The 19,433-nt window shown below is 43.8% G+C and carries 23 protein-coding genes; 14 read left to right on the top strand and 9 right to left on the bottom strand.

Annotated elements, in window-relative coordinates:
* Positions 1 to 170 precede the first annotated feature (170 nt).
* The 3 genes from MR764_RS09150 (at position 171) to MR764_RS09140 (ending at position 2,156) form a co-directional block, all read left to right on the top strand.
* Positions 171 to 698 (top strand): CvpA family protein, encoded by a 528-nt coding sequence (locus MR764_RS09150; protein WP_247979110.1) that lies wholly within the window; start codon positions 171 to 173, stop codon positions 696 to 698.
* On the top strand, positions 664 to 1,710 hold the full coding sequence (locus MR764_RS09145) for a DUF3667 domain-containing protein (protein ID WP_247979109.1): 1,047 nt from the start codon (positions 664 to 666) through the stop codon (positions 1,708 to 1,710). Before MR764_RS09150 ends, MR764_RS09145 begins: the two co-directional genes overlap by 35 nt.
* Before the next feature lie 89 nt (positions 1,711 to 1,799).
* The gene (locus MR764_RS09140) at positions 1,800 to 2,156 is read left to right on the top strand and encodes a DUF6249 domain-containing protein (RefSeq protein WP_247979108.1); all 357 of its coding nucleotides are present in this window, start codon (positions 1,800 to 1,802) and stop codon (positions 2,154 to 2,156) included.
* 241 nt (positions 2,157 to 2,397) lie between these two features.
* On the opposite strand, the gene fmt is transcribed toward MR764_RS09140, so the two are convergent.
* Together fmt and MR764_RS09130 are read right to left on the bottom strand one after the other, a co-directional pair.
* On the bottom strand, positions 2,398 to 3,366 hold the full coding sequence (gene fmt / locus MR764_RS09135; RefSeq protein WP_247979107.1) for a methionyl-tRNA formyltransferase: 969 nt from the start codon (positions 3,364 to 3,366) through the stop codon (positions 2,398 to 2,400).
* Positions 3,366 to 3,569: a DUF5522 domain-containing protein gene (locus MR764_RS09130; protein ID WP_247979106.1), complete on the bottom strand. Its 204-nt coding sequence runs from the start codon at positions 3,567 to 3,569 to the stop codon at positions 3,366 to 3,368. The genes fmt and MR764_RS09130 overlap by 1 nt, the downstream gene beginning before the upstream one ends.
* Positions 3,570 to 3,721: 152 nt before the next feature.
* On the opposite strand from MR764_RS09130, the gene MR764_RS09125 reads away from it, so the two are divergent.
* Complete coding sequence (locus MR764_RS09125) at positions 3,722 to 4,117, top strand: hypothetical protein (RefSeq protein WP_247979105.1); 396 nt, start codon at positions 3,722 to 3,724, stop codon at positions 4,115 to 4,117.
* Between the two features lie 79 nt (positions 4,118 to 4,196).
* Positions 4,197 to 4,904, top strand: a complete 708-nt coding sequence (locus MR764_RS09120) for a basic secretory family protein (RefSeq protein WP_247979104.1) — start codon at positions 4,197 to 4,199, stop codon at positions 4,902 to 4,904.
* A gap of 118 nt (positions 4,905 to 5,022) precedes the next feature.
* Here the strand turns inward: MR764_RS09120 and MR764_RS09115 are convergent, their stop codons facing one another.
* Entirely contained in the window at positions 5,023 to 5,691 is a 669-nt protein-coding gene (locus tag MR764_RS09115) for a class II aldolase/adducin family protein (RefSeq protein WP_247979103.1), read from the bottom strand.
* A 186-nt stretch (positions 5,692 to 5,877) separates the two neighbouring features.
* Here MR764_RS09115 and MR764_RS09110 point away from each other — a divergent pair, with 186 nt between their 5' ends.
* A complete protein-coding gene (locus tag MR764_RS09110; RefSeq protein WP_247979102.1) occupies positions 5,878 to 7,200 on the top strand; it encodes a sugar porter family MFS transporter in 1,323 nt (440 codons plus the stop codon).
* Here MR764_RS09110 and MR764_RS09105 read toward each other — a convergent pair.
* The 6 genes from MR764_RS09105 to MR764_RS09080 form a co-directional block, all read right to left on the bottom strand.
* Positions 7,192 to 7,830, bottom strand: a complete 639-nt coding sequence (locus tag MR764_RS09105; RefSeq protein ID WP_247979101.1) for an MOSC domain-containing protein — start codon at positions 7,828 to 7,830, stop codon at positions 7,192 to 7,194. The genes MR764_RS09110 and MR764_RS09105 overlap by 9 nt on opposite strands.
* 226 nt (positions 7,831 to 8,056) lie before the next feature.
* Complete coding sequence (locus MR764_RS09100) at positions 8,057 to 8,788, bottom strand: TerB family tellurite resistance protein (RefSeq protein ID WP_247979100.1); 732 nt, start codon at positions 8,786 to 8,788, stop codon at positions 8,057 to 8,059.
* Positions 8,772 to 9,371, bottom strand: coding sequence for a dephospho-CoA kinase (gene coaE, locus MR764_RS09095; RefSeq protein ID WP_247979099.1), 600 nt, complete (start codon positions 9,369 to 9,371; stop codon positions 8,772 to 8,774). Before coaE ends, MR764_RS09100 begins: the two co-directional genes overlap by 17 nt.
* 3 nt (positions 9,372 to 9,374) lie before the next feature.
* A complete protein-coding gene (locus MR764_RS09090) occupies positions 9,375 to 10,364 on the bottom strand; it encodes a CdaR family protein (RefSeq protein ID WP_247979098.1) in 990 nt (329 codons plus the stop codon).
* Positions 10,365 to 10,527: 163 nt separating this feature from the next.
* Positions 10,528 to 11,448: a DUF4249 domain-containing protein gene (locus tag MR764_RS09085; RefSeq protein WP_247979097.1), complete on the bottom strand. Its 921-nt coding sequence runs from the start codon at positions 11,446 to 11,448 to the stop codon at positions 10,528 to 10,530.
* Between the two features lie 2 nt (positions 11,449 to 11,450).
* Entirely contained in the window at positions 11,451 to 13,799 is a 2,349-nt protein-coding gene (locus MR764_RS09080; protein WP_247979096.1) for a TonB-dependent receptor, read from the bottom strand.
* A 338-nt stretch (positions 13,800 to 14,137) separates the two neighbouring features.
* Between MR764_RS09080 and MR764_RS09075 the strand changes: the two genes are divergently transcribed.
* The 8 genes from MR764_RS09075 to arsB all read left to right on the top strand — a co-directional run bounded on the left by MR764_RS09075 (position 14,138) and on the right by arsB (position 19,276).
* Complete coding sequence (locus MR764_RS09075) at positions 14,138 to 14,437, top strand: metalloregulator ArsR/SmtB family transcription factor (RefSeq protein WP_247979095.1); 300 nt, start codon at positions 14,138 to 14,140, stop codon at positions 14,435 to 14,437.
* Between the two features lie 143 nt (positions 14,438 to 14,580).
* Positions 14,581 to 14,988: a nitrophenyl compound nitroreductase subunit ArsF family protein gene (locus MR764_RS09070; RefSeq protein ID WP_247979094.1), complete on the top strand. Its 408-nt coding sequence runs from the start codon at positions 14,581 to 14,583 to the stop codon at positions 14,986 to 14,988.
* Position 14,989: 1 nt separating this feature from the next.
* Positions 14,990 to 15,691, top strand: a complete 702-nt coding sequence (locus tag MR764_RS09065; protein ID WP_247979093.1) for an aromatic aminobenezylarsenical efflux permease ArsG family transporter — start codon at positions 14,990 to 14,992, stop codon at positions 15,689 to 15,691.
* Positions 15,692 to 15,751: 60 nt separating this feature from the next.
* Positions 15,752 to 16,525 carry an NAD(P)-binding domain-containing protein gene (locus tag MR764_RS09060; protein ID WP_247979092.1) on the top strand — a complete coding sequence of 258 codons (774 nt, stop codon included), beginning with the start codon at positions 15,752 to 15,754 and terminating at the stop codon, positions 16,523 to 16,525.
* Positions 16,526 to 16,666: 141 nt separating this feature from the next.
* Positions 16,667 to 16,999, top strand: a complete 333-nt coding sequence (locus tag MR764_RS09055) for a metalloregulator ArsR/SmtB family transcription factor (protein WP_247979091.1) — start codon at positions 16,667 to 16,669, stop codon at positions 16,997 to 16,999.
* A gap of 11 nt (positions 17,000 to 17,010) precedes the next feature.
* A complete protein-coding gene (locus tag MR764_RS09050) occupies positions 17,011 to 17,439 on the top strand; it encodes an arsenate reductase ArsC (protein ID WP_247979090.1) in 429 nt (142 codons plus the stop codon).
* The gene (locus tag MR764_RS09045; protein WP_247979089.1) at positions 17,436 to 18,239 is read left to right on the top strand and encodes an arsenite methyltransferase; all 804 of its coding nucleotides are present in this window, start codon (positions 17,436 to 17,438) and stop codon (positions 18,237 to 18,239) included. The genes MR764_RS09050 and MR764_RS09045 overlap by 4 nt, the downstream gene beginning before the upstream one ends.
* 5 nt (positions 18,240 to 18,244) lie before the next feature.
* A complete protein-coding gene (gene arsB / locus MR764_RS09040) occupies positions 18,245 to 19,276 on the top strand; it encodes an ACR3 family arsenite efflux transporter (RefSeq protein ID WP_247979088.1) in 1,032 nt (343 codons plus the stop codon).
* Positions 19,277 to 19,433 lie beyond the last annotated feature (157 nt).

The following is a 19,433-nucleotide window of genomic DNA, read 5'->3' as shown; positions in this document are numbered from 1 at the left end:
AAAAAAAACAGATCTTGTCAACATTCTGGTTCACCTATAAGGAAAGCATTCACCGGTTTTTGAATTTTGTGAATGCCGGTAATTGTTTATTTTTACCGTCAGCTAACAGGTCTGATTCAAGGGTGCGGTTGCTTCGAACCAAAACAGCCGGCTTTTAAACCAAAGAGATTATGAATTATATTGATATTATCCTGCTGATTTTGTTGGGTCTTTCGGCCATCAACGGATTTCGCAAAGGGTTGATTGCCGAAGTGGTTTCTTTGGCAGCGCTGATTTTGGGGATTTGGGGAGCCATCGAATTCTCCTATGTTACCTCCGAATTTCTGGTCGAAAATTTTGATTTCACCACACGCTACCTGAACATCATCTCGTTTGTGGTCACTTTTGTGGTCATTGTTATCCTGGTGCACATTGTCGGGAACGTGGTCAATAAACTGGCCGAAGCTGTTTTGCTGGGCTTTGTGAATAAACTGGCCGGGCTGGTTTTTGGGATCATAAAATCGGCCCTGATTATTAGCGTGTTGTTGGTGGTTTTTGATAAAGTGGATCAGGATGTCGGCATCGTTTCGCCCGAAGCCAAAGCCAATTCCAGGATGTATGAACCCATTCGTTCGCTGGCACCGTCGATTTTCCCGTTTATCGATGACTGGGAAATCAACCTGGGTGAACGAAACAGCAAAAAATCGCATGTGGTCTAAAATCAGGAAAAGAATAGGAAAGTCTGAAAAGGAAAAGGCAAGCCGTGAAGTCGTTTGTAAAAATTGCGAAACGGTTTTTACCGGATACTATTGCCCGCATTGCGGACAATCGATAAGCGACTTCGACCGTCCCTTTAGTTTTCTTTTTTACAATTTTGTCGGTGATTTCTTCGCTTTCGACGAACGCTTTTTTAAGACGACCATCGACCTGCTCTTTAAACCGGGTTACCTGACCAAAGAATATTTCGAGGGAAGAAGAGTCCGTTATGCTCCGCCGTTTCGCATTTTCATTTTTGCCAGTTTCGTTCTTTTTCTTTTGTTGGAAGTTTTAACAAACAGAGGGTTGGATGCAATGCTGGATGCTGATTTAAGAGATCAAGCAAGTGCCGTAGATTCACTAAATATGCCTGCAGTGGATTCAATGTTAAGAGTTGAACTAAAGGATGTTCCCGTTGGAGATTCGGCGCAGTTGAATTTAAACTCAAATTTAAAAACTCTTTTTGGCGGTAATATACGCCAAGGCATGGCAACAGAGGCAGAAAGACTTGAACAGGAACTGAAAACAGAGACAGATAAGGCCGAAAGAAAAGAAAAAAGGGAGCTGATACAATTGCTTCGCTCGCCTGAACAGATAAAAGCGCGAATACTGAAATATATGTCATGGGCATTTTTTCTTTTGCTGCCTGTTTTTGCACTTATTTTAAAGCTGTTTTATATCCGGCGAAATCAAAATTACATTCGGCATTTGATCTTTTCGATCCATATTCATTCTTACCTTTTTATTTTGATGATTCTTATTATCGGAATGTACCTTACTTTATCTGTTAATTTCGGGATAGTTACTTTAATCTTGTCGCTTACTTTCCCCATCTACACTATTATTGCCATGAAAAAATTCTATGGACAGGGAATCGGCAAGGTGGTGGCAAAGTTTGTCGGTATGTCGTTTATTTACAATACAATATTCCTGGGAATCTTCTTGTTTGTGATCGTAGAAGCACTCAATCTCTGATACGGTTTTTAATAAAAGGGAAAATAATTGCAACATTTCAGTAGCTGCTGTAGTCAAACGTTCAGAATTTAATTTTAAACGATAAGAATATGAGTACTGAATTATTTATTACAGCAGTTATTTTTTTTGCTGCGTATCACATTGTCAAACTGATTTCAACCCATTTGCTGAAAAGAAAGCTAATTAAAGCCCAGCAATATGAACGGGTGGGTATATTAGACGAAGGACAGCCGGTTAATGATGAGACAAATCGTTTCCCCTCGTTAAAATGGGGTTTGGTGGCATTGATGACAGGTTTGGGATTTATCGTAATTGATATACTGAAGCTGTTCGATCGCGAATGGGTCACCGGGCGCGATGCTGTTCTGCCCTTAGGGATTTTACTGGTGTTTGTATCGCTCGGCTTCCTGATCTATTTCTTTATCATGAACGGAAAGCGGAAATAGCAAGTTCCCAGTCTCAGTTCCCAGTCTCAGTTTTCAGTCTCAGTTTTTAGTCACATCAAAAGTGAAAAACAGAAAACTGAGACTGAACATTCTTTAAGCACCATGCGAAAATGCATAAATGCTTGAATAAGCTGCAAGCCGCGAGCCATGGGTCGTTGATCATTGGATATTCATTATTTGTTATTGGTAATTCAATCCATCAACCCTTCAGCCCATCAATCCTTCCTGCGCTGAGTCCTTTTCAAACAAACAGGTAATCCTCAATATGCTGAAATCCCCTTAAAAATTCATTCGTTTTCATTCTTTTCTTCCCGGCAATCTGCAGGTCGGTGATTTGCAACCACCCGGCACCACAAGCTACTTTGATATAGTTTTTGCCGTCAGAAACAGCTGTTCCCGGTTGGGCACTTTTCCCATCAGCATGCATGGCAAAAAATACTTTGGCAGAGATTTCTTCTCCGGTGGTTTTGTGTTTTAAAATGGTCCAGGCTGCAGGGTAGGGCGACAGTCCGCGGATCAGGTTTCTAACCGATTCCACGTCTTTTGTCCAGTCGATTCTGCAATCGTCTTTAAAGATTTTGGGAGCATGTTTTATTTCCTGCCCGGCAATTATCTCCTCTTGCGAAACTGCTTCGTAATTTCCTTCAGCCAAAGCATCAACGGTTTCGGTTACCAGTTTCGCACCTATTTCCATCAGGCTGTCGTGAATGGTCCCAACGGTATCGTTTTCCCAAATGTCAATTTCTTTGCTGAAAATAATTTTGCCGGTATCGATCTCGTGATCCAGTAAAAAAGTGGTTACTCCGGTTTTTTCTTCTCCGTTAATAATGGCCCAGTTTAAAGGAGCAGCGCCCCGGTATTGGGGCAATAATGATCCGTGCAGGTTAAAGGTACCGAGCGGCGGCATGGCCCAAACTGCTTCGGGCAACATCCTGAAAGCTACCACTACCTGCAAATCGGCTTTCAGTGCACGCAGTTCTTCCAGAAACTCGGGATTCTTTAGTTTTTCGGGTTGCAGAACGTTCAGGTTGTTCTCCACGGCATATTTTTTTACCGCCGATTCAGCCAGTTGTTTTCCCCGTCCTGCCGGGCGGTCGGGAGCGGTAATTACGCCTACCACATTGTAACCGCCTTCCACTAATTTTTTCAGGCTGGCCACCGCAAAATCGGGGGTGCCCATAAATGCGATCCGTAATTCTGTTCCCTTCATCACATGTTTTTTCTTAGGTTGGTATTTCCTTTTTGTGCCTTTGGCCAGTACGGGCAATGCCGGCAACCATTGGCACAGCAATAGCCGCGTCGGGTAAGATATTCTTCGGTCATCACCCGATAGCCGTTTTCCAAATAAAAATCTTTCCCTTCTTTCACATCATCGCTAAAGCTGTCGGGAAAAAGATCGTCGAAGTATCCCATTCAATAAAAATTTGTGCAAAACTAAGGAATATTGTGGAATGCTTTCATGCAAAAATGGAACTAAAGAGGTTGTGCAGATCGTGTTCATCAGATCAATCAGCTTTCGCTTCTCAAAAATCTCTATTTTTATAGCTACTTCAACAATCTAAAACATGGGTATTGAACGCGATTTTCTGATGAGGCAACTAATGCAGTTGTTTGAGGTGATTCACAAGATACTGGGACACCGGGAGCGGGGAGAAGATAAACAGGCCGAAGACCAGATCCGGTATTTTTACAATTGTCTGAAAATTGACACAGATGTCCGAAAGATGAGTATCGAAGAATTACTGGCTTTTCTTCAATATGAAAAGAAACTCAGCAACGAACACATTGAACTGTTTGCCTTCGTACTAAAAGAGCAAGGCGAGATGGCGCCGGAAGAAAGAGATCGGGTTGACTATTTCAGAAAAGCTTATTTCTTACTCAATAAAGTTGATCGCGAAAGTGTGGTCTATTCGATGGATCGTCAGCTGAAGTTAGGCGAGCTGAAAGAATACCTTAACTAACTTTTCATTAGAAAGTCTCTTAGTCCTCAGCTTAATGGAAAATTATATCTTTAGCTCTTCAATTTTTAAAAATTTAAACATGCAACTTAAACCACACCTAAGATTATTTTCTATTGTTTTCGTATTGTTTGCATTCTTGTCGGAAGCAAATGCACAAAAAAGTGATTCCGGAAAAATTTTTGCAAGAGACTCGATCTCAAAAGAAGGTTACACACTTATCTACATCAACAAAGATGAAGAATTTAGCCCGGAGATTGGTGAGAAGCTGAAGAATACCTTCTTTGAAGTGTATCCAGAAATGGCCAAAGAATACAACAAAAAAGCCGCGAAAAAGGTAAAGTTTGTCATTGATCCTGCCTACGATGGTGTTGCTGCCACTTCCAACGGCAAGGTGGTTTTTAACCCGCGATGGTTTGATCGGTTGCCCGGCGATATTGACGTGGTTACGCACGAGGTTATGCACATTGTTCAGGATTACGGCAGAACGCCCGGTCCGTGGTGGGTAACCGAAGGAATTGCCGATTACGTGCGCTACAAATACGGTGTTGACAATGCCGGTGCCGGGTGGTCGTTACCCGAAGTTACCGACAAGCAAAATTACGACAATTCTTACCGCGTAACTGCCCGCTTTTTTGCCTGGATTGTGCAAAACAAAAACAAGAATTTCATTAAGAAGATGGATGTCGTTATGCGAAAACATACCTACAACGACGAAATCTGGGTGAAGCTAACGGGTAAAAATCCTGCGGAATTGTGGGAAGAATACAAGGCCAATCCAACCATTTAACACTTAGTTGGGCGGAGGTTGAATTTCTGAAACTTTAGAAATTTGTTCGCAGCAAATCCAACATCCGATCGGAGAACTCGAACAAAAACTGGCACGATTAAGAAATTCTGCGAATTGATTATTTTTTCCCCGCCAGTTTTGAGTACTTCTTTAAATACGCCTGATGCATGGCCCAGGCCGAGAATTTGTTGATGCTTTTAGCTCCTCCCAGAAATTCCGCCTCAATAAATGCTTTGCAGGCTTTTTCGAGCACCTCACACACGGCAAAGGCCTCGTCCAGGTTACTTCCGGCGCAAACGGCGCCATGGTTAGCCATCAACGCAGCATTCCGGCCGCGCAGGGCTTTTACCGTATTCCGAACCAGTTTGTTGGTGGAGGAAAGTGCGTATTTGGCTACGCGAACCGACGGACCTACAATTTGCGCCATGTCGTCAAGAACCGGAGGCACTTCACGGCGGGCAGCAGCACAGGTCGATGCATTCATCTGGTGTGTATGAATTATCGCGCTGAATTCAGGACGATCGACATAAATACCCGAATGCAGTTTAAATTCAGATGACGGTTTTCCGCTGTTTTTATTGTATTCGTTGGTGCGTATGTCGATCAGAACCATGTCCTCGGGCAGCGTATCTTCGTAATATTTTCCGCTGGGCGTAACCAGCATTTCATTTTCATTCACCCTGATGCTGATGTTTCCCCAGGTGCGGGAGACCAACCCCAGTTCCACCAGTTTCAGCCCGGCTTTTACCAGCGCTTCCCGTTCTGCTTTATAGTTTAGTTCGCTCATTTATATCTTACTGCTCATTGAATTGTTTTTCAACACAAATCTTTCAACTTTTATTTTGAATTGAATCTCATCTAAAAATGATGTTTACCTTTAAGCAAAGTAAAATTAAGCATCCGTATTGATTTGTAAGAAGGAAGTGAAATTTTCTTTTTTGTACGATACCCGACGGATAAAACAAACCGACTTATGAAGCATTCAAAGATTTTTTTCTTCTCGATTGTTGTGGCCCTGGCAGGTTTTCTGTTTGGATTTGACACCGTGGTAATTTCGGGCGCCGATCAGCAGTTGCAGGTATTGTGGCAAAGTTCCGATTTGTTTCACGGACTGGTTGTGATGTCTACTGCCTTATGGGGAACGGTTGTGGGGGCGATTTTCGGATCGATTCCAACCAATCGCCTTGGACGAAAACGCACCTTGATAAGTATTGGAGCCTTGTTTTTTATTTCGGCATTGGGTTCGGCCCTGGCATCTGATCCGTATGTTTTTGCCCTGCTACGTTTTATTGGTGGTTTGGGAATTGGTGTTTCCACCGTGGTAGCGCCTTCCTATGTTTCCGAAATTGCGCCTCCCGCTCAACGCGGAAAATTGGTTGCCTTGTATCAGTTCAATATTGTGTTTGGTATTCTGATGGCTTATGTTTCGAACTATTTGCTGCGCGATATCGGCGAAAATGCCTGGCGTTGGATGCTGGGAGTTGAAGCAATCCCTGCGCTGATTTATTCGATGTTGGTGTTGAAAGTGCCCGAAAGTCCGCGCTGGTTGCTCGAATATAAAAACAACAAGGCGAAAGCATTGGAGATTCTTCAAAGCATTGCTCCTGATACGGATATTGAAAAAGAGCTGGCTGAGATTGAAACTGAAAAATCTCAGGAAGTGGCAAAGGAAAATATCTATATGAAGAAGTTCAGAGTACCGCTGATGTTAGCGTTTTTTATCGCTTTTTTTAACCAGCTCTCAGGCATTAATGCGTTTTTGTATTATGCTCCGAGGATATTTGAACTGGCAGGACTGGAAAAATCAGCCTCGTTTCTGAGTTCAATCGGTATTGGTGTTGTCAATCTTACTTTTACTTTGATCGGGATTTCGATGATCGATAAATACGGGCGAAAAACCCTGATGTACATCTGCTCTTTTGGGTACATCGTTTCTTTGTCGCTGGTTGCTTTGGCTTTTGCCCTAAAATGGGAAGGAATGCTGGTGCCCTTGTTTTTCTTTTTGTTTATCGCTGCACACGCAGTGGGGCAGGGCGCTGTTATCTGGGTATTTATTTCCGAAATCTTCCCGACAAAACTTCGGGCTTCGGGCCAGGCATTCGGAGCCTCAGTTCACTGGATACTGGCAGCTGCCATTCCGGCTCTCATCCCGTTTCTTTTTGGACAGATTGGCCCGGCACTGGTTTATGTGTTTTTCGGAATAATGATGGTGGGGCAGTTGCTTTGGGTGATCTTTAAAATGCCCGAAACGAAAGGACAAACACTGGAAAACCTGGCTGCAAAATTATCAAAGTAGGTCTCCCCAGCGTTTTAATAAGTCTTTCCGGCAGCTGGCCGCAATATTGGGATCGTTAATGGCGCGCTTTATTTCCGGATCAAAATCAGAGGCGTAAATCCACGTGTAAACCTGTTGAATGGAAACAGATTCTTTCCGTTCGATACGTTTCATTTCAGTACCCGCAGTTACCTGACCACCTTCCAGTACCCGCACGTAAACACCCGAAAAACCTGAATCGACAAATTGGCGCACAATTTCCTTGTCGTGAAAACGAAAATTGAGTTTATAACAGGGTTGACGCGGTTGGGTAGCCTGAACGATCACATCTCCTATGCTGAATACATCTCCGATGTTTACCTGAGCTTCGTGCAATCCTTCCACCGTCAGGTTTTCACCAAACATTCCCCAGGGCATTTCCAGCTCAGGATAAAGTTTTTGCCAGTATTCATAATGATCTGCAGAGTAGAGGTAACAAGCCTTGTCGATGCCCCCGTGATAACGCCGGTCAATAACGTGGTCTTTCTCCACATCTTCAGCGCCGAGAAAAATACCTTCTTCTACCGGGAATTTAAAAATTCCGGTAGTAACTTCCTTCCCGTTGAACGGCAGGGTGCGGGGCTCGCCGATGTTGGTGGAAACAATTTTCATGTTTTGATCTTATAATTACTGTTCTAAACTATGCACTGATGACTGGATTCCCCTGTATATTGTAAAAAATTCAGGAATGCTTTACTGCTTAAATAAGCCGAAAGCTACAAGCTTCAAGCCGCAAGTCTCAAAAAAATGATTGGTTATTCAATCCTTCAATCCCTCAATCCTTCAGTCCCTCAATCCTTCCTTCCTGAAAACTGTGACTGCAAACTGCGACTATCAACTACGCGATGTTCCTTTCCTTTTTGATATTCTCATAGGCCTGGTTCACTTTCTGGAACTTTTCTTTGGCAGCATTCTGAATCTCTTCGCCCAGCGTACTTACTTTATCGGGGTGAAATTTCATCGCCATTCTGCGGTAGGCTTTTTTCACTTCATCATCGGTAGCGGTGCGTTCAATTTCCAAGATTTTATAGTCAGAATCGGTATTCGGAACAAACATCGCCTGAATGGATTCGTAGTCATTCCGCTGAATTCCCATCAGGCTGCAAATCTGATTAATAAGCTCCGATTCTCTTGGATCAACCTGTCCGTCAGCCTGGGCAATTCCAAACAGAAAATGTACAAGCTGCAAGCGGGCAGAGTAGTTCATGTTGGCCTGTATCTGACGGCATACTTCGTTTACCGGAATGGTTTGCTGTAACAGATCGCGCAACATTCGGGTTGCTTCCTGTGCCGAATCTTCTCCGAAATTATGAACCAGGAATTTCTTTACATAGTCAAGTTCCGATTTCAGTACTTTACCATCGGCTTTCATAACTGCGGCTACCAAAACCAAAAGGCTCATTACGTAACCTCCGGTGGTGGTGCGCGACGAATATCCGCCTGTTCCTTTTTTAATGGCTTCCTGGCCGCCATCGAACATCGAGCCCACTACAAAACCGAAGATTGCACCTATGGGGCCTCCAAATGCCCAACCCAGGCCGCCGCCTACCCATTTACCAAATTTTGCCATATTCTCTTAACTGTTTGTCAATATTAACTATCTGCGGAAGAATCAACTCCCGGTTGTCGTTTTTAATTTCAATGCTGGCGAGTTTTCTTTTCTCGTCATCAGCCCATTGTTTGTTCATTCTTTCGATCACTTGCTCGCGGGAAGAACCGTCACGCATGGTTACTCTTTTTATCCGGTCTTCCTCGGGCGCGGTAACCAAAATGGTATAATCCATCATTTGGTAAAAACCGCTTTCAAAAAGAATGGCTGCTTCGTGAACCACGTAAGGCACATCCTGAGATTCGGCCCATTTCAAAAACTCTGCACGGACGGCCGGATGTACCAAGGCATTCACCTTTGCCAGCTGAATTTCATCATTAAATATTTTTTCAGCGAGTTTTTTTCGGTCAACACTTTCTTTTTCGGTATAAATGTCGGGTCCGAAAAGGTCAATCAGCCCTTGTCGTATTTCAGGATCGGTATCGATCAGTCTTTTGGCTACCGGGTCGGCTTCGAAAACCGGTGCACCCAGCTTTTCGAAAACCTTGCAAATGGTTGATTTTCCACTTCCTATTCCACCGGTGATCCCTACTTTTAACGCCATTTTTTAGTTGGTTTCGATGAGGTATTCCACTGCTTCGGGTGTAACGCGCACCAGCTGAATGAAGGAAGATTTCCGATCGATTTTTACCGGAATATGCAGGGCATTGTTAGTCATGTCGGCATAATCTACCACCGCACTAAAATCGTTGGCCGTCACATCTTCGAACTCACTCAAGCCAACCAGACAGGTAACTTTTACTTCCGAAGGGAAGAGTTTAACACTTAGGCTATCGGGGCGGTTACGAATGATAAGCGGTATTTTTAATTCTTTTTCGGTGAATTTTTCGACATCGATCCTTAATGTGACTTTTTCCGGCGAGATCGTTGTCGCTTTCGGTTTAAGCACATCTGCGTATTTTTCAACGGTGGCATCGAGGTCGTCAAGTTTCAGAAGCTGGGTGGAGAGCTCGCTAATGGTATCGATTACCGATGACGGGCCGGTTATTTTAACTTCCGCAGGAATAACTTTTACCGGGTTTTGCAGGTTGAACTGTGATTTAAATTTTAGCTCAACATTGGGTTTTACCGGAACAGTTATGGTGCTTAAACTGTCGAGAATTATTTCGAGCGTTTCCGGTTGCACCTCCAAAATCGATATTTCGCTGCTGACCTGGGCCTTAATTCTTCGCATCAATCCCGAGGACGGAACTTTATATATGCCGTCTTCCGGTTTCAGATCTTTGGTGATATTGGTAAGATTCAGAATGATCGGAGAGAATGACAGACTGAGTTTATAACGCAGCAGGGTAAATCCATGCGCATCAATTTTTAACTCCAGTTTCGATGGTGGCTCGTTGGCCAGAAACTGTTTGCTGGGTGGGTTTACATATTTCACCGGATACGCAATGGTGGTTGAATAATCTTTGCTAAGCGCGTTCAGAAACCAAAGTGAAGTCGAGATCAGAAGACAAATTAAAAAAACAACAACGCGTTTGTCGTTTATGAGTTTCTCGATCTTGAAATATTCCGGTAGTTTATTAATGTTTTTCTTCATATTCCGATGAAAACACAAATTTAACCAAATCTGCCAATAAGTGATTTCAGTGTAAAATTTTATGCTTCGATTTAATACTCTTCAATAAAAAAATCCCTGTATCTCTTTACGGAAAAGGTTTCCGGTAAAAAGATACAGAGATGACAGACTGATCCGTATTTTGTCAGATTCCCGGAGGAATGCTCGATATCAGTGGTTTGTAGTTGTTTTCGTCGATCACAATGCTTTCGCCAACCGAAATGTCGCGGGCTGAAAAAAGCCCCAAAACTCGTTTGCCATCGCTCGACGTGAGGTTGCCGGGAACATTTGCCGGCGGAACACTAAACGGACTTCCTGAGAAAGCCTGGTTTATCAGCCCGAAATAAAAATCATAGCTTGCTTCCGAAATCGATAACTGTTCAACCCGAACGGTATCTCCCATATGAAAGACCTTGTCTTCCTCTTTATCTTCGAAATCCGTCAGTATTTCAAAATCGTAAATGTAGTTGCCATCTACCAGTTCGTCGCTGGCAAAAGCCAGGTATTCGCTTTCGTACAACAACTCATTGTTGATGTAAATGTCCCATTTGTAATAATTTCCTTCGCCGGGTGTTTCCTGTGAGTTGATGAAAACAGCCAGAAATTCGTAATCGCCCCTCGCCGAAAGATTGATCTTTGTTTTATCCAGTGTCTCTACGTGTTGCAGATATTCAGTGGCAGTAATTACGGTTCCGTCTGTGGTTGTAATGGTCAGATGATAAGTGCGTCCGGGGACGGCTTCATAAACCGTGTTCTCCGGTAATTTGTAGATTCCGGTGTTTCCCTGTTCTTTAAGAATAACCGTGTTTGGAACTGTTTCATCATCCGAAATCTCTACAATGGCGCTGTTCACCGCCGGATTTGTTGCAGCCTGATCTACCTGCAGCGTTTTTTCAATTTTTACATAAACGTTGTCGGCAGGTTTTGTATTGATGTAGGCTTCCACTGCAAACAGGTCAATGTCTTCGTCGTTAAGGTCTACTTCAACAATGTCTTCGCAACTAACCAGGATAAGGGCAGTTAGCAGGGATAAAAGTATGGCGCGGTATAAATATGTCTTCTTCATGGCTAAAATTTTACGTTGTAAGTGATGGATGGAATGGCGGAACCGATAATCGACAAGCGAACAAACTGGGTTTGGTTTGGATTGTCTTCGTTGGCTTCGGGTGTGATCGAATAAGCGTTTCGGCGTGCATAAACGTTATAGATCGAAAAGTTGAGCGATTGTTTGAAACGCCGGTGCTCGTTCTTTTTGAAGTCGTAGGTTGCCGATAAATCGAGACGGTTGTAATCCGGTAAACGGTTGCTGTTTCTTGCCGAATATTCAAACACCTGGTTTCCCTGTACGGTGTACTTTGCCACAGGATAAGAAATGGGAGAGCCGGTTGAATAAACAAAGTTGGCAGCAAAGTTCCAGCGTTTGTTAAGTTCGTAATTGGCAACTACTGAAAGGTCGTGGGTACGGTCGTAATCTGAAGGGTAAGGATTTCCGTTGTTGATTCCTTCAATTTTCCGCGTTGTTTTTGACCAGGTATAGCCAATCCAACCTGTGAGCTGGCCCTTGGTTTTCTTGGCCAGAAGTTCCAGGCCTTTTGATTCTCCGGTGCCGTGCAGCAATTCTGTTTCAATGTTTTCATTCAGAAAAAGTTCGGCGCCTTCCTTGTAATCCAGCACATTCTGCATGTCTTTGTAATACACTTCAACCGAGGTTTCCCACATGTTATTTTTGAAATTGCGGAAATAACCCATCGAAACCTGGTCGACAATCAACGGTTTTATATAGGTGCTGGTGGGCAGCCAAATATCGAGCGGAGACGGAGACTGAGTATTCGATATCAGGTGCAGGTTTTGCACCATTCGGTTGTACGAAGCCTTTACCGAACTCGCTCCGTCGAGTGTGAATTTCATCCCAACACGTGGTTCCAGGTGAACGATGGCATCGCCGATTTTGTCACCTTTGCCGTATTGAATGGTTTCTACCAGTTCATCCTTGTCGGGTTGCTCCGGGTTTTCATAAATATTTACTTCACCTTCGCCCACTTGCTGGAAATGGCTTAAACGAAGTCCGTACTGAAGCGTGAACCGATCCGAGAATTGTTGTTCGTTCGAAACGTAAAACGCATTTTCAAGGGTGTTGTATTCGGCCAGCTCCATATCGTTGAACATGGAGTTCTCACCTTTTGTAATTACTTTCCCGGGTTTGAAGTTGTGGTAGATCGAATTTATTCCAAATTTGAAGGTGTTACGCGGATTGAAAAAGTAGGAAAAATCGGCTTTCCCATTATAATCGCGAATTTGTGACGACCAGTCGAAGTTATCTGCATTTTCACCCGGAACACCGAGATTGTAGCGGTACTTCGAATAAATAGCCGATACATTCATAAAAAGCTTGTCGCCATAAATGTGGTTCCAGCGCAGCGTGGCGGTGGTATTCCCCCAGCGCATATAAAGCGATTCCCCCAGTTCAAATACATCTTTTCCGTTGTATCCCGACAGGTAAATCCGGTTTTTATCGTTGATGATGAGGTTCGACTTTCCGTTGAGGTCATAAAAGTACAGGGCATTGTCTTTTAGTTCTTCCAGTCCCATGGCTTTCCCAAGCACATCGTAATAAGTGCGGCGACCGGCCAACAGAAAACTCCAGCGGTCTTTGATGATCGGGCCTTCGAGCGTGAGTCGGCTGGAGAGATTGCCGATTCCGCCGTCGAGCGACAGCTGTTTGTTGTTCCCGTCTTTCTGGCGAATATCGATCACCGAAGAGGCTTTCCCACCATATTCAGCAGGGATACCACTTTTGTACACCTGAATGTCTTTGATGGCGTTGGAATTAAACACCGAAAAGAATCCCATCAGGTGAGAGGCGTTGTAAACAGGTGCCTCGTCGAGGATCATCAGGTTCTCGTCGGGACCACCGCCACGGACGTACAAACCCGAACTGGCTTCGCCGCCGCTTTGAATGCCCGGCAGCAACTGGATGGTCCGGATCACATCTACTTCGCCCATAAAAGCCGGCAGCTTTTGAATAGTTTTTACCGGTAAGGTAGTCATTCCCATTTCAACCCGTTGCACATTTGCATCGGCTGCTTCGCCGCGCACGATAACTTCCTGGATTTCTTCTGAAAAATCGGAGAGAGAAAAATCGCGTGTAATACTTTCACTGGCTTCCAGTTGTTGTTCAGCAGGCTGGTACCCGATAAATGAAACACGGATGGTGTAGGTTCCTTCCGGAATGGTCAGCGAATAAAAGCCGTAGGCATTACTGGCGGTTCCCTGTTTCAGTTCCGGAATATAAACGGTCGCTCCAATCAGGGCTTCGCCGTTGGAGGCATCTTTTAAATAACCGCTTAAGGTAACTTCCTGTGCCCTTGCCAAAAAGGCACAAAAGAGCAGTAGTGTGAGGATTTTTAATTTCTGCATGTTGGATAATTGTTTTCTGTTTTGTTTTCTATGGACGACTAAATTATTGTTTAAGTTACTGTCTTGCTGAGATTATCCGACAAACAACTGATATTCTTCGATAAACGTTCCGGATTTCAGTGTAAGCGATTTTTGTGTTTCCCATTGTTAATTGTTTTCAAGTTCATAGACAGGGAAAAAAAAGCAGGGTTGTAATGTTGGTAAAAAAACTTTGGAAAAATTGTAGTCTCTCTGAATTCGGAAGAATAAAGACAATTAAATAAAGAGATCGATTTTGCAGGGATATGTCTCATTTCTTCAGAATTCTATGTACATTTGTTCGGTAAGTTACGAACAACATGGCGCGTAAAGAAGTAATAACTGATAAGCAGAAGAAGATGGCCCGTTACGCCAAAGCAATGGGCCATCCGATTCGTATGTACGTGCTTGAATTGCTGGCCAGCCAAAGCTGCTGTTACAGCGGCGATTTAACCGAAGAACTTCCGATTGTTAAATCAACCCTTTCGCAGCATTTAAAGGAATTAAAAGATGCCGGACTGATACAGGGGGAGATTGAAGCGCCACGCATCAAATATTGTATCAACCGTGAAAACTGGGAAGAAGCGAAAGCTTTATTTAAGGAATTCTGGAAGGTCTAAAAATTTTACGTAGGTTGTTCGGTGTTTTGCGAACGCCGAACTAATAAGGAGTTGGTAGGCAGAAAATGAAGGATTTACAATTGCCTTATAATATGAAGATTAGAATTTTGTAAAAACTAAATAAAAACAAATAATTGAATCAAATGAGTACAAAAATCAACATTGCCTTATTGAGCCTCTGCGCTGTTTTATTGTTTGGAATTCAGGTTTCAGCGCAGACCGATTCCGGGAAAAAAGAAACAAAAGAAGCGACTGTAAAAGTTTACTACTTTCATCTGAATTCGCGGTGTGCCACCTGCAAAGCGATTGAGTCGGAAGCACAGCAGGATGTAAAAGAATTGTTTGGTAGCCAGGTTAGTTTTGATGCTTATAATTTGGATAAACCCGAAGGGGAAGCCAAGGGGAAAGAACTGGGGGTAAACAGCCAGTCGCTTATCGTGATGAAGGGAAATAAAAAGATCGACCTGACGAACCAGGGATTTTTATACGCCCGAACCGATCCGGCTAAATTCAAAAAGGTGATTGAAGAGAAAATAAAACCATTGTTGTAAGATGGATGGATTCCTAACCGGATTACTTGAAAACAGCTCTTTTCCGGTTCTAACAGCTTTTATCCTGGGATTGATGACTGCCATCAGTCCTTGTCCTCTGGCAACAAATATTACGGCCGTTGGTTTTATTGGTAAAGACATAGAAAACCGAAACCGGGTTTTTTACAACGGTTTAATTTACACTCTGGGAAGAGCTGTTGCCTATACTTTGCTGGCCTTTGTCCTTTTTCTTGGAGCGGATCAGTTTGCTGTGTCTGGCATTTTTCAACGTTACGGTGAAAAGATCATTGGCCCTTTGCTGATCGTTATCGGACTATTTATGCTCGGTGTTTTGAAGATCAGTCTTCCGGGAGGAGGAAAAATTGCGGAACGGTTCGAAAAAAAAGGAGTTACCGGCTACTGGGATGTTCTTTTGCTGGGAATGTTGTTTGCCATGGCCTTTTGTCCTTACAGCGGCGTTTTATACTTCGGAATGCTGATTCCGCTCACCATCAGCAGCGCATCGGGTTTGTACCTTCCCGTTGTTTTTGCCATTGCCACCGGAATTCCGGTAATCTTGTTTGCCTGGCTGATTGCTTATGCCGTTTCAGGAGTAGGTGGATTATATAATCGCTTAAAAACCTTCGAACTTTGGTTTCGCCGGGTAATTGCGCTTGTATTCATTTTGGTTGGAATCTACTACGTATTCACGGTATTCTTTTAGTATTCTGAAAGGAGGACGATTGATCAAACTGTTGCATAAATAACTTAAAACTTAAAACTGATGAAACTACAATCGATAGGTTTTATTGGAGGAGGCCGCATTACGCGGATCTTTCTTCAGGGGCTTGTCAATAAAAATGCCCTGCCCGAAAATGTGCTGGTTTTTGAGCCCAACACGGAAACAAGTACTGCACTGATAAATGATTTTCCCGGAGTTCAGGCTGCCCGATCTGCAGCCGAAGCAGCTACTCAACAGCTTGTATTTATTGCGGTTCACCCTCCGGTTGTAATGGAAACCTTGCAGGCTATAAAAGAAGCGGTGGACACTTCAACGGTTGTGATTTCGCTGGCACCCAAGATTACGCTCGAAAAAATGGCAGCGGTGTTGCCGACTCAAAAACTGATTCGGATGATACCCAACGCAACTTCATTTATCAACGAAGGCTACAACCCTGTGACTTTTGCCCCTGGTTTTGACGATCAGGATAAAAAGAAGGTGTTGAAGCTGCTTAAAAAGCTCGGCAAAACCTTCGAGGCAGAAGAAGCAAAACTGGAAAGTTATGCCATCTGTTCGGCCATGTTGCCCACTTATTTCTGGTTTCAGTGGCAGCAAATGGAGGCGATTGCCAGAGAAACCGGGTTAACCGATGAGGAGGCACGAAAAACTGTTTCTGCCAGCTTGAAGAAAGCGTGGAGAATATATTACCAGGCAGGTTTGGAAGCTGAAGAAGTGATGGATCTGATTCCTGTGAAACCAATCGGCGAGAATGAACCGGAAATCAAAAATATTCTGAATTCAAAACTGCTGGGACTGTTTGGGAAAATTAAGCCCTGATTGCTCCCAAAGACATCAACTGTGCTGATTTTCTTATCATTGGAGAATTATTCCTAACTGTAATAAAAATTTAATGACGTATTTATACGTTATTAAATTTTGTGACGTATATTTGCGTCATAAACGAAAAGTTCACAAAAGATGGTTCAATCAAAAACGGAATTATTTGATAAGGAATTGGCTGAAAAGGCGGTTCTTTTTAAAGCGCTGGCACATCCGGCACGTTTGCGCGTTCTGCAGTTTTTAGCCGAAACCCGGAGTTGCATGACGGGCGATATCTGCGAGGTGCTGCCTTTAAGTCGAACAACGGTCAATCAGCATCTGAAGGAATTAAAGGATTCTGGTCTGATAAAAGGAGAGATTGACGGGGTGAAAACCAATTACTGTTTGAATTCAGAGAAAATAAATAATTTAAAGGACATGCTGGGCGGATTTCTATCCGAGATCGACTGCTGTTCGGATAACAACTGCTAAAACATTTACAAATGAAGATACTGATTTTATGTACCGGCAACAGTTGCCGCAGCCAAATGGCACATGGATTTATGCAATCGTTCGACAGCCGGTTGGAAGTTGCTTCTGCCGGAACCGAAGCTTCGGGCAAGCTCAACCACAAAGCTGTTGAAGTGATGAAGGAGATTGGGATTGATATCAGCGGACACAGTTCTGATTCGGTGGAGATCTATCTTGATCAGGAGTGGGATTATGTAATTACGGTGTGTGGTGGCGCCAACGAAAATTGCCCTGCATTTATCGGAAAAGTAAAACATCGTTTGCACATCGGGTTCGACGATCCGTCGCATGCTGTGGGAACGCCCGAGTTTATCCAAAGCGAATACTATCGCGTGAGGGATGAGATCAAAGAAGGTTTTTACAAATTTTATCAGGAAGAAATTTTACCTCAATTGTCATGAAAGCAGAAGATGTAAAAAAGATGGTTCAGGAAAAGTACGGGAGCATTGCTTCCCAGAGTGTTGTACTGAATCAGTCAGGGTGTTGTGGCCCCTCGGCTTGCTGCGGTGAGCTGGAGTTTAGCATGATCGGCGACGAATACACCTCGATGAAAGGCCATAATCCCGATGCAGATTTGGGCTTAGGTTGCGGACTGCCTACTGAATATGCCGGAATCCACCCCGGAGACTCGGTGTTGGATTTAGGCTCGGGTGCAGGAAACGATTGCTTTGTGGCGCGCAGCATTGTGGGCGAAAATGGGAAAGTTACCGGGCTTGATTTTACAGAGGAAATGATCAGCAAAGCGCAGGTGAATCTTGCCAAAACCGGTTTTACAAACATGGAATTTGTTCTGGGAGACATTGAAAATATGCCCTTACCCGAGAATGCTTTTGATGTGTTGATCAGCAATTGTGTGCTAAACCTTGTGCCGGATAAGCAACAGGCCTTTTCTGAAATATTCCGGGTGTTGAAACCGGGCGGACATTTCTGCATTTCGGATGTGGTACTCGTAGGCGATTTGCCTGAAAAGATAAAACATGAAGCCGAAATGTATGCAGGATGTGTGGCGGGTGCATCGCAGGAACCCGATTATTTGCAAATCATTCAGAACATTGGTTTTTCGGATCTTCAGATTCATAAAAGAAGAGCCATAACCGTTCCGGACGATGTTCTTCGTAAATACCTTTCTGAGGAGGAAGTCGCCGAATTAAAATCAAAAGGAGCAGGTATTTTTAGTTTAACGCTAAGTGCAACAAAATAGGAAGTATGAATCAAGAGAAAAAACGCATTGGTTTTTTTGAAAAATACCTGACTTTGTGGGTGGCTGTGTGTATTGCCGCAGGTATCGGCATTGGCCACTGGACGGGTGATAGCATCGAATTTTTAAGCAGTATGGAGCTGTTCAGCGTAAACATTCCGGTGGCTGTTTTAATCTGGTTGATGATCTATCCCATGATGTTGCAGGTCGATTTTTCAAGTTTGAAGAACATCGGGAAACGCCCGAAAGGATTGATCCTGACGCTGGTGGTGAACTGGTTGATCAAGCCTTTTACAATGGCCTTTTTTGCCTGGCTGTTCTTTTCAAAACTGTACGCGGCTTTTATTTCGCCCGAGCAGGCCGGTGAGTACATTGCCGGGGCTATTTTACTGGGAGCAGCACCTTGTACCGCAATGGTTTTTGTATGGAGCTACCTCACCGACGGCGATCCAAATTATACGTTGGTGCAGGTTTCGGTAAACGACCTGATCATTTTGGTAGCCTTTATTCCCATTGTCGGGTTGTTGCTGGGGATCACCAACATCACGATTCCTTACGATACGCTGGCAGCCAGTATTGTGGTGTTTGTGGTAATTCCACTTCTGGCCGGGTTTATCACCCACAAAATACTGATCCGCAGAAAAGGAGAGGAGTGGTTCCGAAACGAATTTCTGCCCCGCTTTAAACCGGTTTCGATTGTTGCCTTGTTGAGTACACTGGTGTTGTTGTTTGCCTTCCAGGGGAAAACGATCATTGAAAAGCCGCTGATCATTCTGCTGGTGGCTGTTCCGCTGGTGATTCAAACCTACTTTATCTTTTTTATTACCTGGGTAGGTGGCCGCAAATTAAAACTGCCGCATGCCATTTGTTCGCCGGCAGCGATGATTGGCGCCAGTAACTTTTTTGAACTGGCTGTAGCCGTAGCCATTGCCTTGTTTGGCTTGCAATCGCCTGCTGCGCTGGTGACGGTTGTGGGTGTGCTGGTAGAAGTACCGGTGATGCTTTCGCTGGTGAACCTGGCCAACCGCTGGAGGTATTGAAAGAAGTTTCAGTGACATTCAAAACCAAAGAAAGTTGCGTGCGAGCTTTAATAGCGGTTATAGGTTGGAAGTAATGATTGGATGAAAAGCAGATGTTTTCCTGAACTTCAAACGGTTATTTGCGTACATTTAAACTGGTTTTTATAAGTGCTTCAGA

It is taken from the genome of Maribellus sp. YY47, from assembly GCF_023111095.1.
In the GTDB taxonomy this organism is placed as follows: domain Bacteria; phylum Bacteroidota; class Bacteroidia; order Bacteroidales; family Prolixibacteraceae; genus Draconibacterium.
The sequence above is the reverse complement of the archived record's forward strand: the minus strand, read 5'-3'. Positions and strand labels throughout refer to the sequence as shown.

Coding starts and splice junctions, on each gene's coding strand:
- coaE (WP_247979099.1), bottom strand. CDS start 9,371: ATGGCGTTAAAAGTAGGGATCACCGGTGGAATAGGAAGTGGAAAATCA.
- arsB (WP_247979088.1), top strand. CDS start 18,245: ATGAATCAAGAGAAAAAACGCATTGGTTTTTTTGAAAAATACCTGACT.
- MR764_RS09075 (WP_247979095.1), top strand. CDS start 14,138: ATGGCGCGTAAAGAAGTAATAACTGATAAGCAGAAGAAGATGGCCCGT.
- MR764_RS09120 (WP_247979104.1), top strand. CDS start 4,197: ATGCAACTTAAACCACACCTAAGATTATTTTCTATTGTTTTCGTATTG.
- MR764_RS09140 (WP_247979108.1), top strand. CDS start 1,800: ATGAGTACTGAATTATTTATTACAGCAGTTATTTTTTTTGCTGCGTAT.
- MR764_RS09125 (WP_247979105.1), top strand. CDS start 3,722: ATGGGTATTGAACGCGATTTTCTGATGAGGCAACTAATGCAGTTGTTT.
- MR764_RS09070 (WP_247979094.1), top strand. CDS start 14,581: ATGAGTACAAAAATCAACATTGCCTTATTGAGCCTCTGCGCTGTTTTA.
- MR764_RS09085 (WP_247979097.1), bottom strand. CDS start 11,448: ATGAAGAAGACATATTTATACCGCGCCATACTTTTATCCCTGCTAACT.
- MR764_RS09045 (WP_247979089.1), top strand. CDS start 17,436: ATGAAAGCAGAAGATGTAAAAAAGATGGTTCAGGAAAAGTACGGGAGC.
- MR764_RS09090 (WP_247979098.1), bottom strand. CDS start 10,364: ATGAAGAAAAACATTAATAAACTACCGGAATATTTCAAGATCGAGAAA.
- MR764_RS09150 (WP_247979110.1), top strand. CDS start 171: ATGAATTATATTGATATTATCCTGCTGATTTTGTTGGGTCTTTCGGCC.
- MR764_RS09100 (WP_247979100.1), bottom strand. CDS start 8,788: ATGGCAAAATTTGGTAAATGGGTAGGCGGCGGCCTGGGTTGGGCATTT.
- MR764_RS09105 (WP_247979101.1), bottom strand. CDS start 7,830: ATGAAAATTGTTTCCACCAACATCGGCGAGCCCCGCACCCTGCCGTTC.
- MR764_RS09055 (WP_247979091.1), top strand. CDS start 16,667: ATGGTTCAATCAAAAACGGAATTATTTGATAAGGAATTGGCTGAAAAG.
- MR764_RS09115 (WP_247979103.1), bottom strand. CDS start 5,691: ATGAGCGAACTAAACTATAAAGCAGAACGGGAAGCGCTGGTAAAAGCC.
- MR764_RS09065 (WP_247979093.1), top strand. CDS start 14,990: ATGGATGGATTCCTAACCGGATTACTTGAAAACAGCTCTTTTCCGGTT.
- MR764_RS09080 (WP_247979096.1), bottom strand. CDS start 13,799: ATGCAGAAATTAAAAATCCTCACACTACTGCTCTTTTGTGCCTTTTTG.
- MR764_RS09110 (WP_247979102.1), top strand. CDS start 5,878: ATGAAGCATTCAAAGATTTTTTTCTTCTCGATTGTTGTGGCCCTGGCA.
- MR764_RS09050 (WP_247979090.1), top strand. CDS start 17,011: ATGAAGATACTGATTTTATGTACCGGCAACAGTTGCCGCAGCCAAATG.
- fmt (WP_247979107.1), bottom strand. CDS start 3,366: ATGAAGGGAACAGAATTACGGATCGCATTTATGGGCACCCCCGATTTT.
- MR764_RS09060 (WP_247979092.1), top strand. CDS start 15,752: ATGAAACTACAATCGATAGGTTTTATTGGAGGAGGCCGCATTACGCGG.
- MR764_RS09130 (WP_247979106.1), bottom strand. CDS start 3,569: ATGGGATACTTCGACGATCTTTTTCCCGACAGCTTTAGCGATGATGTG.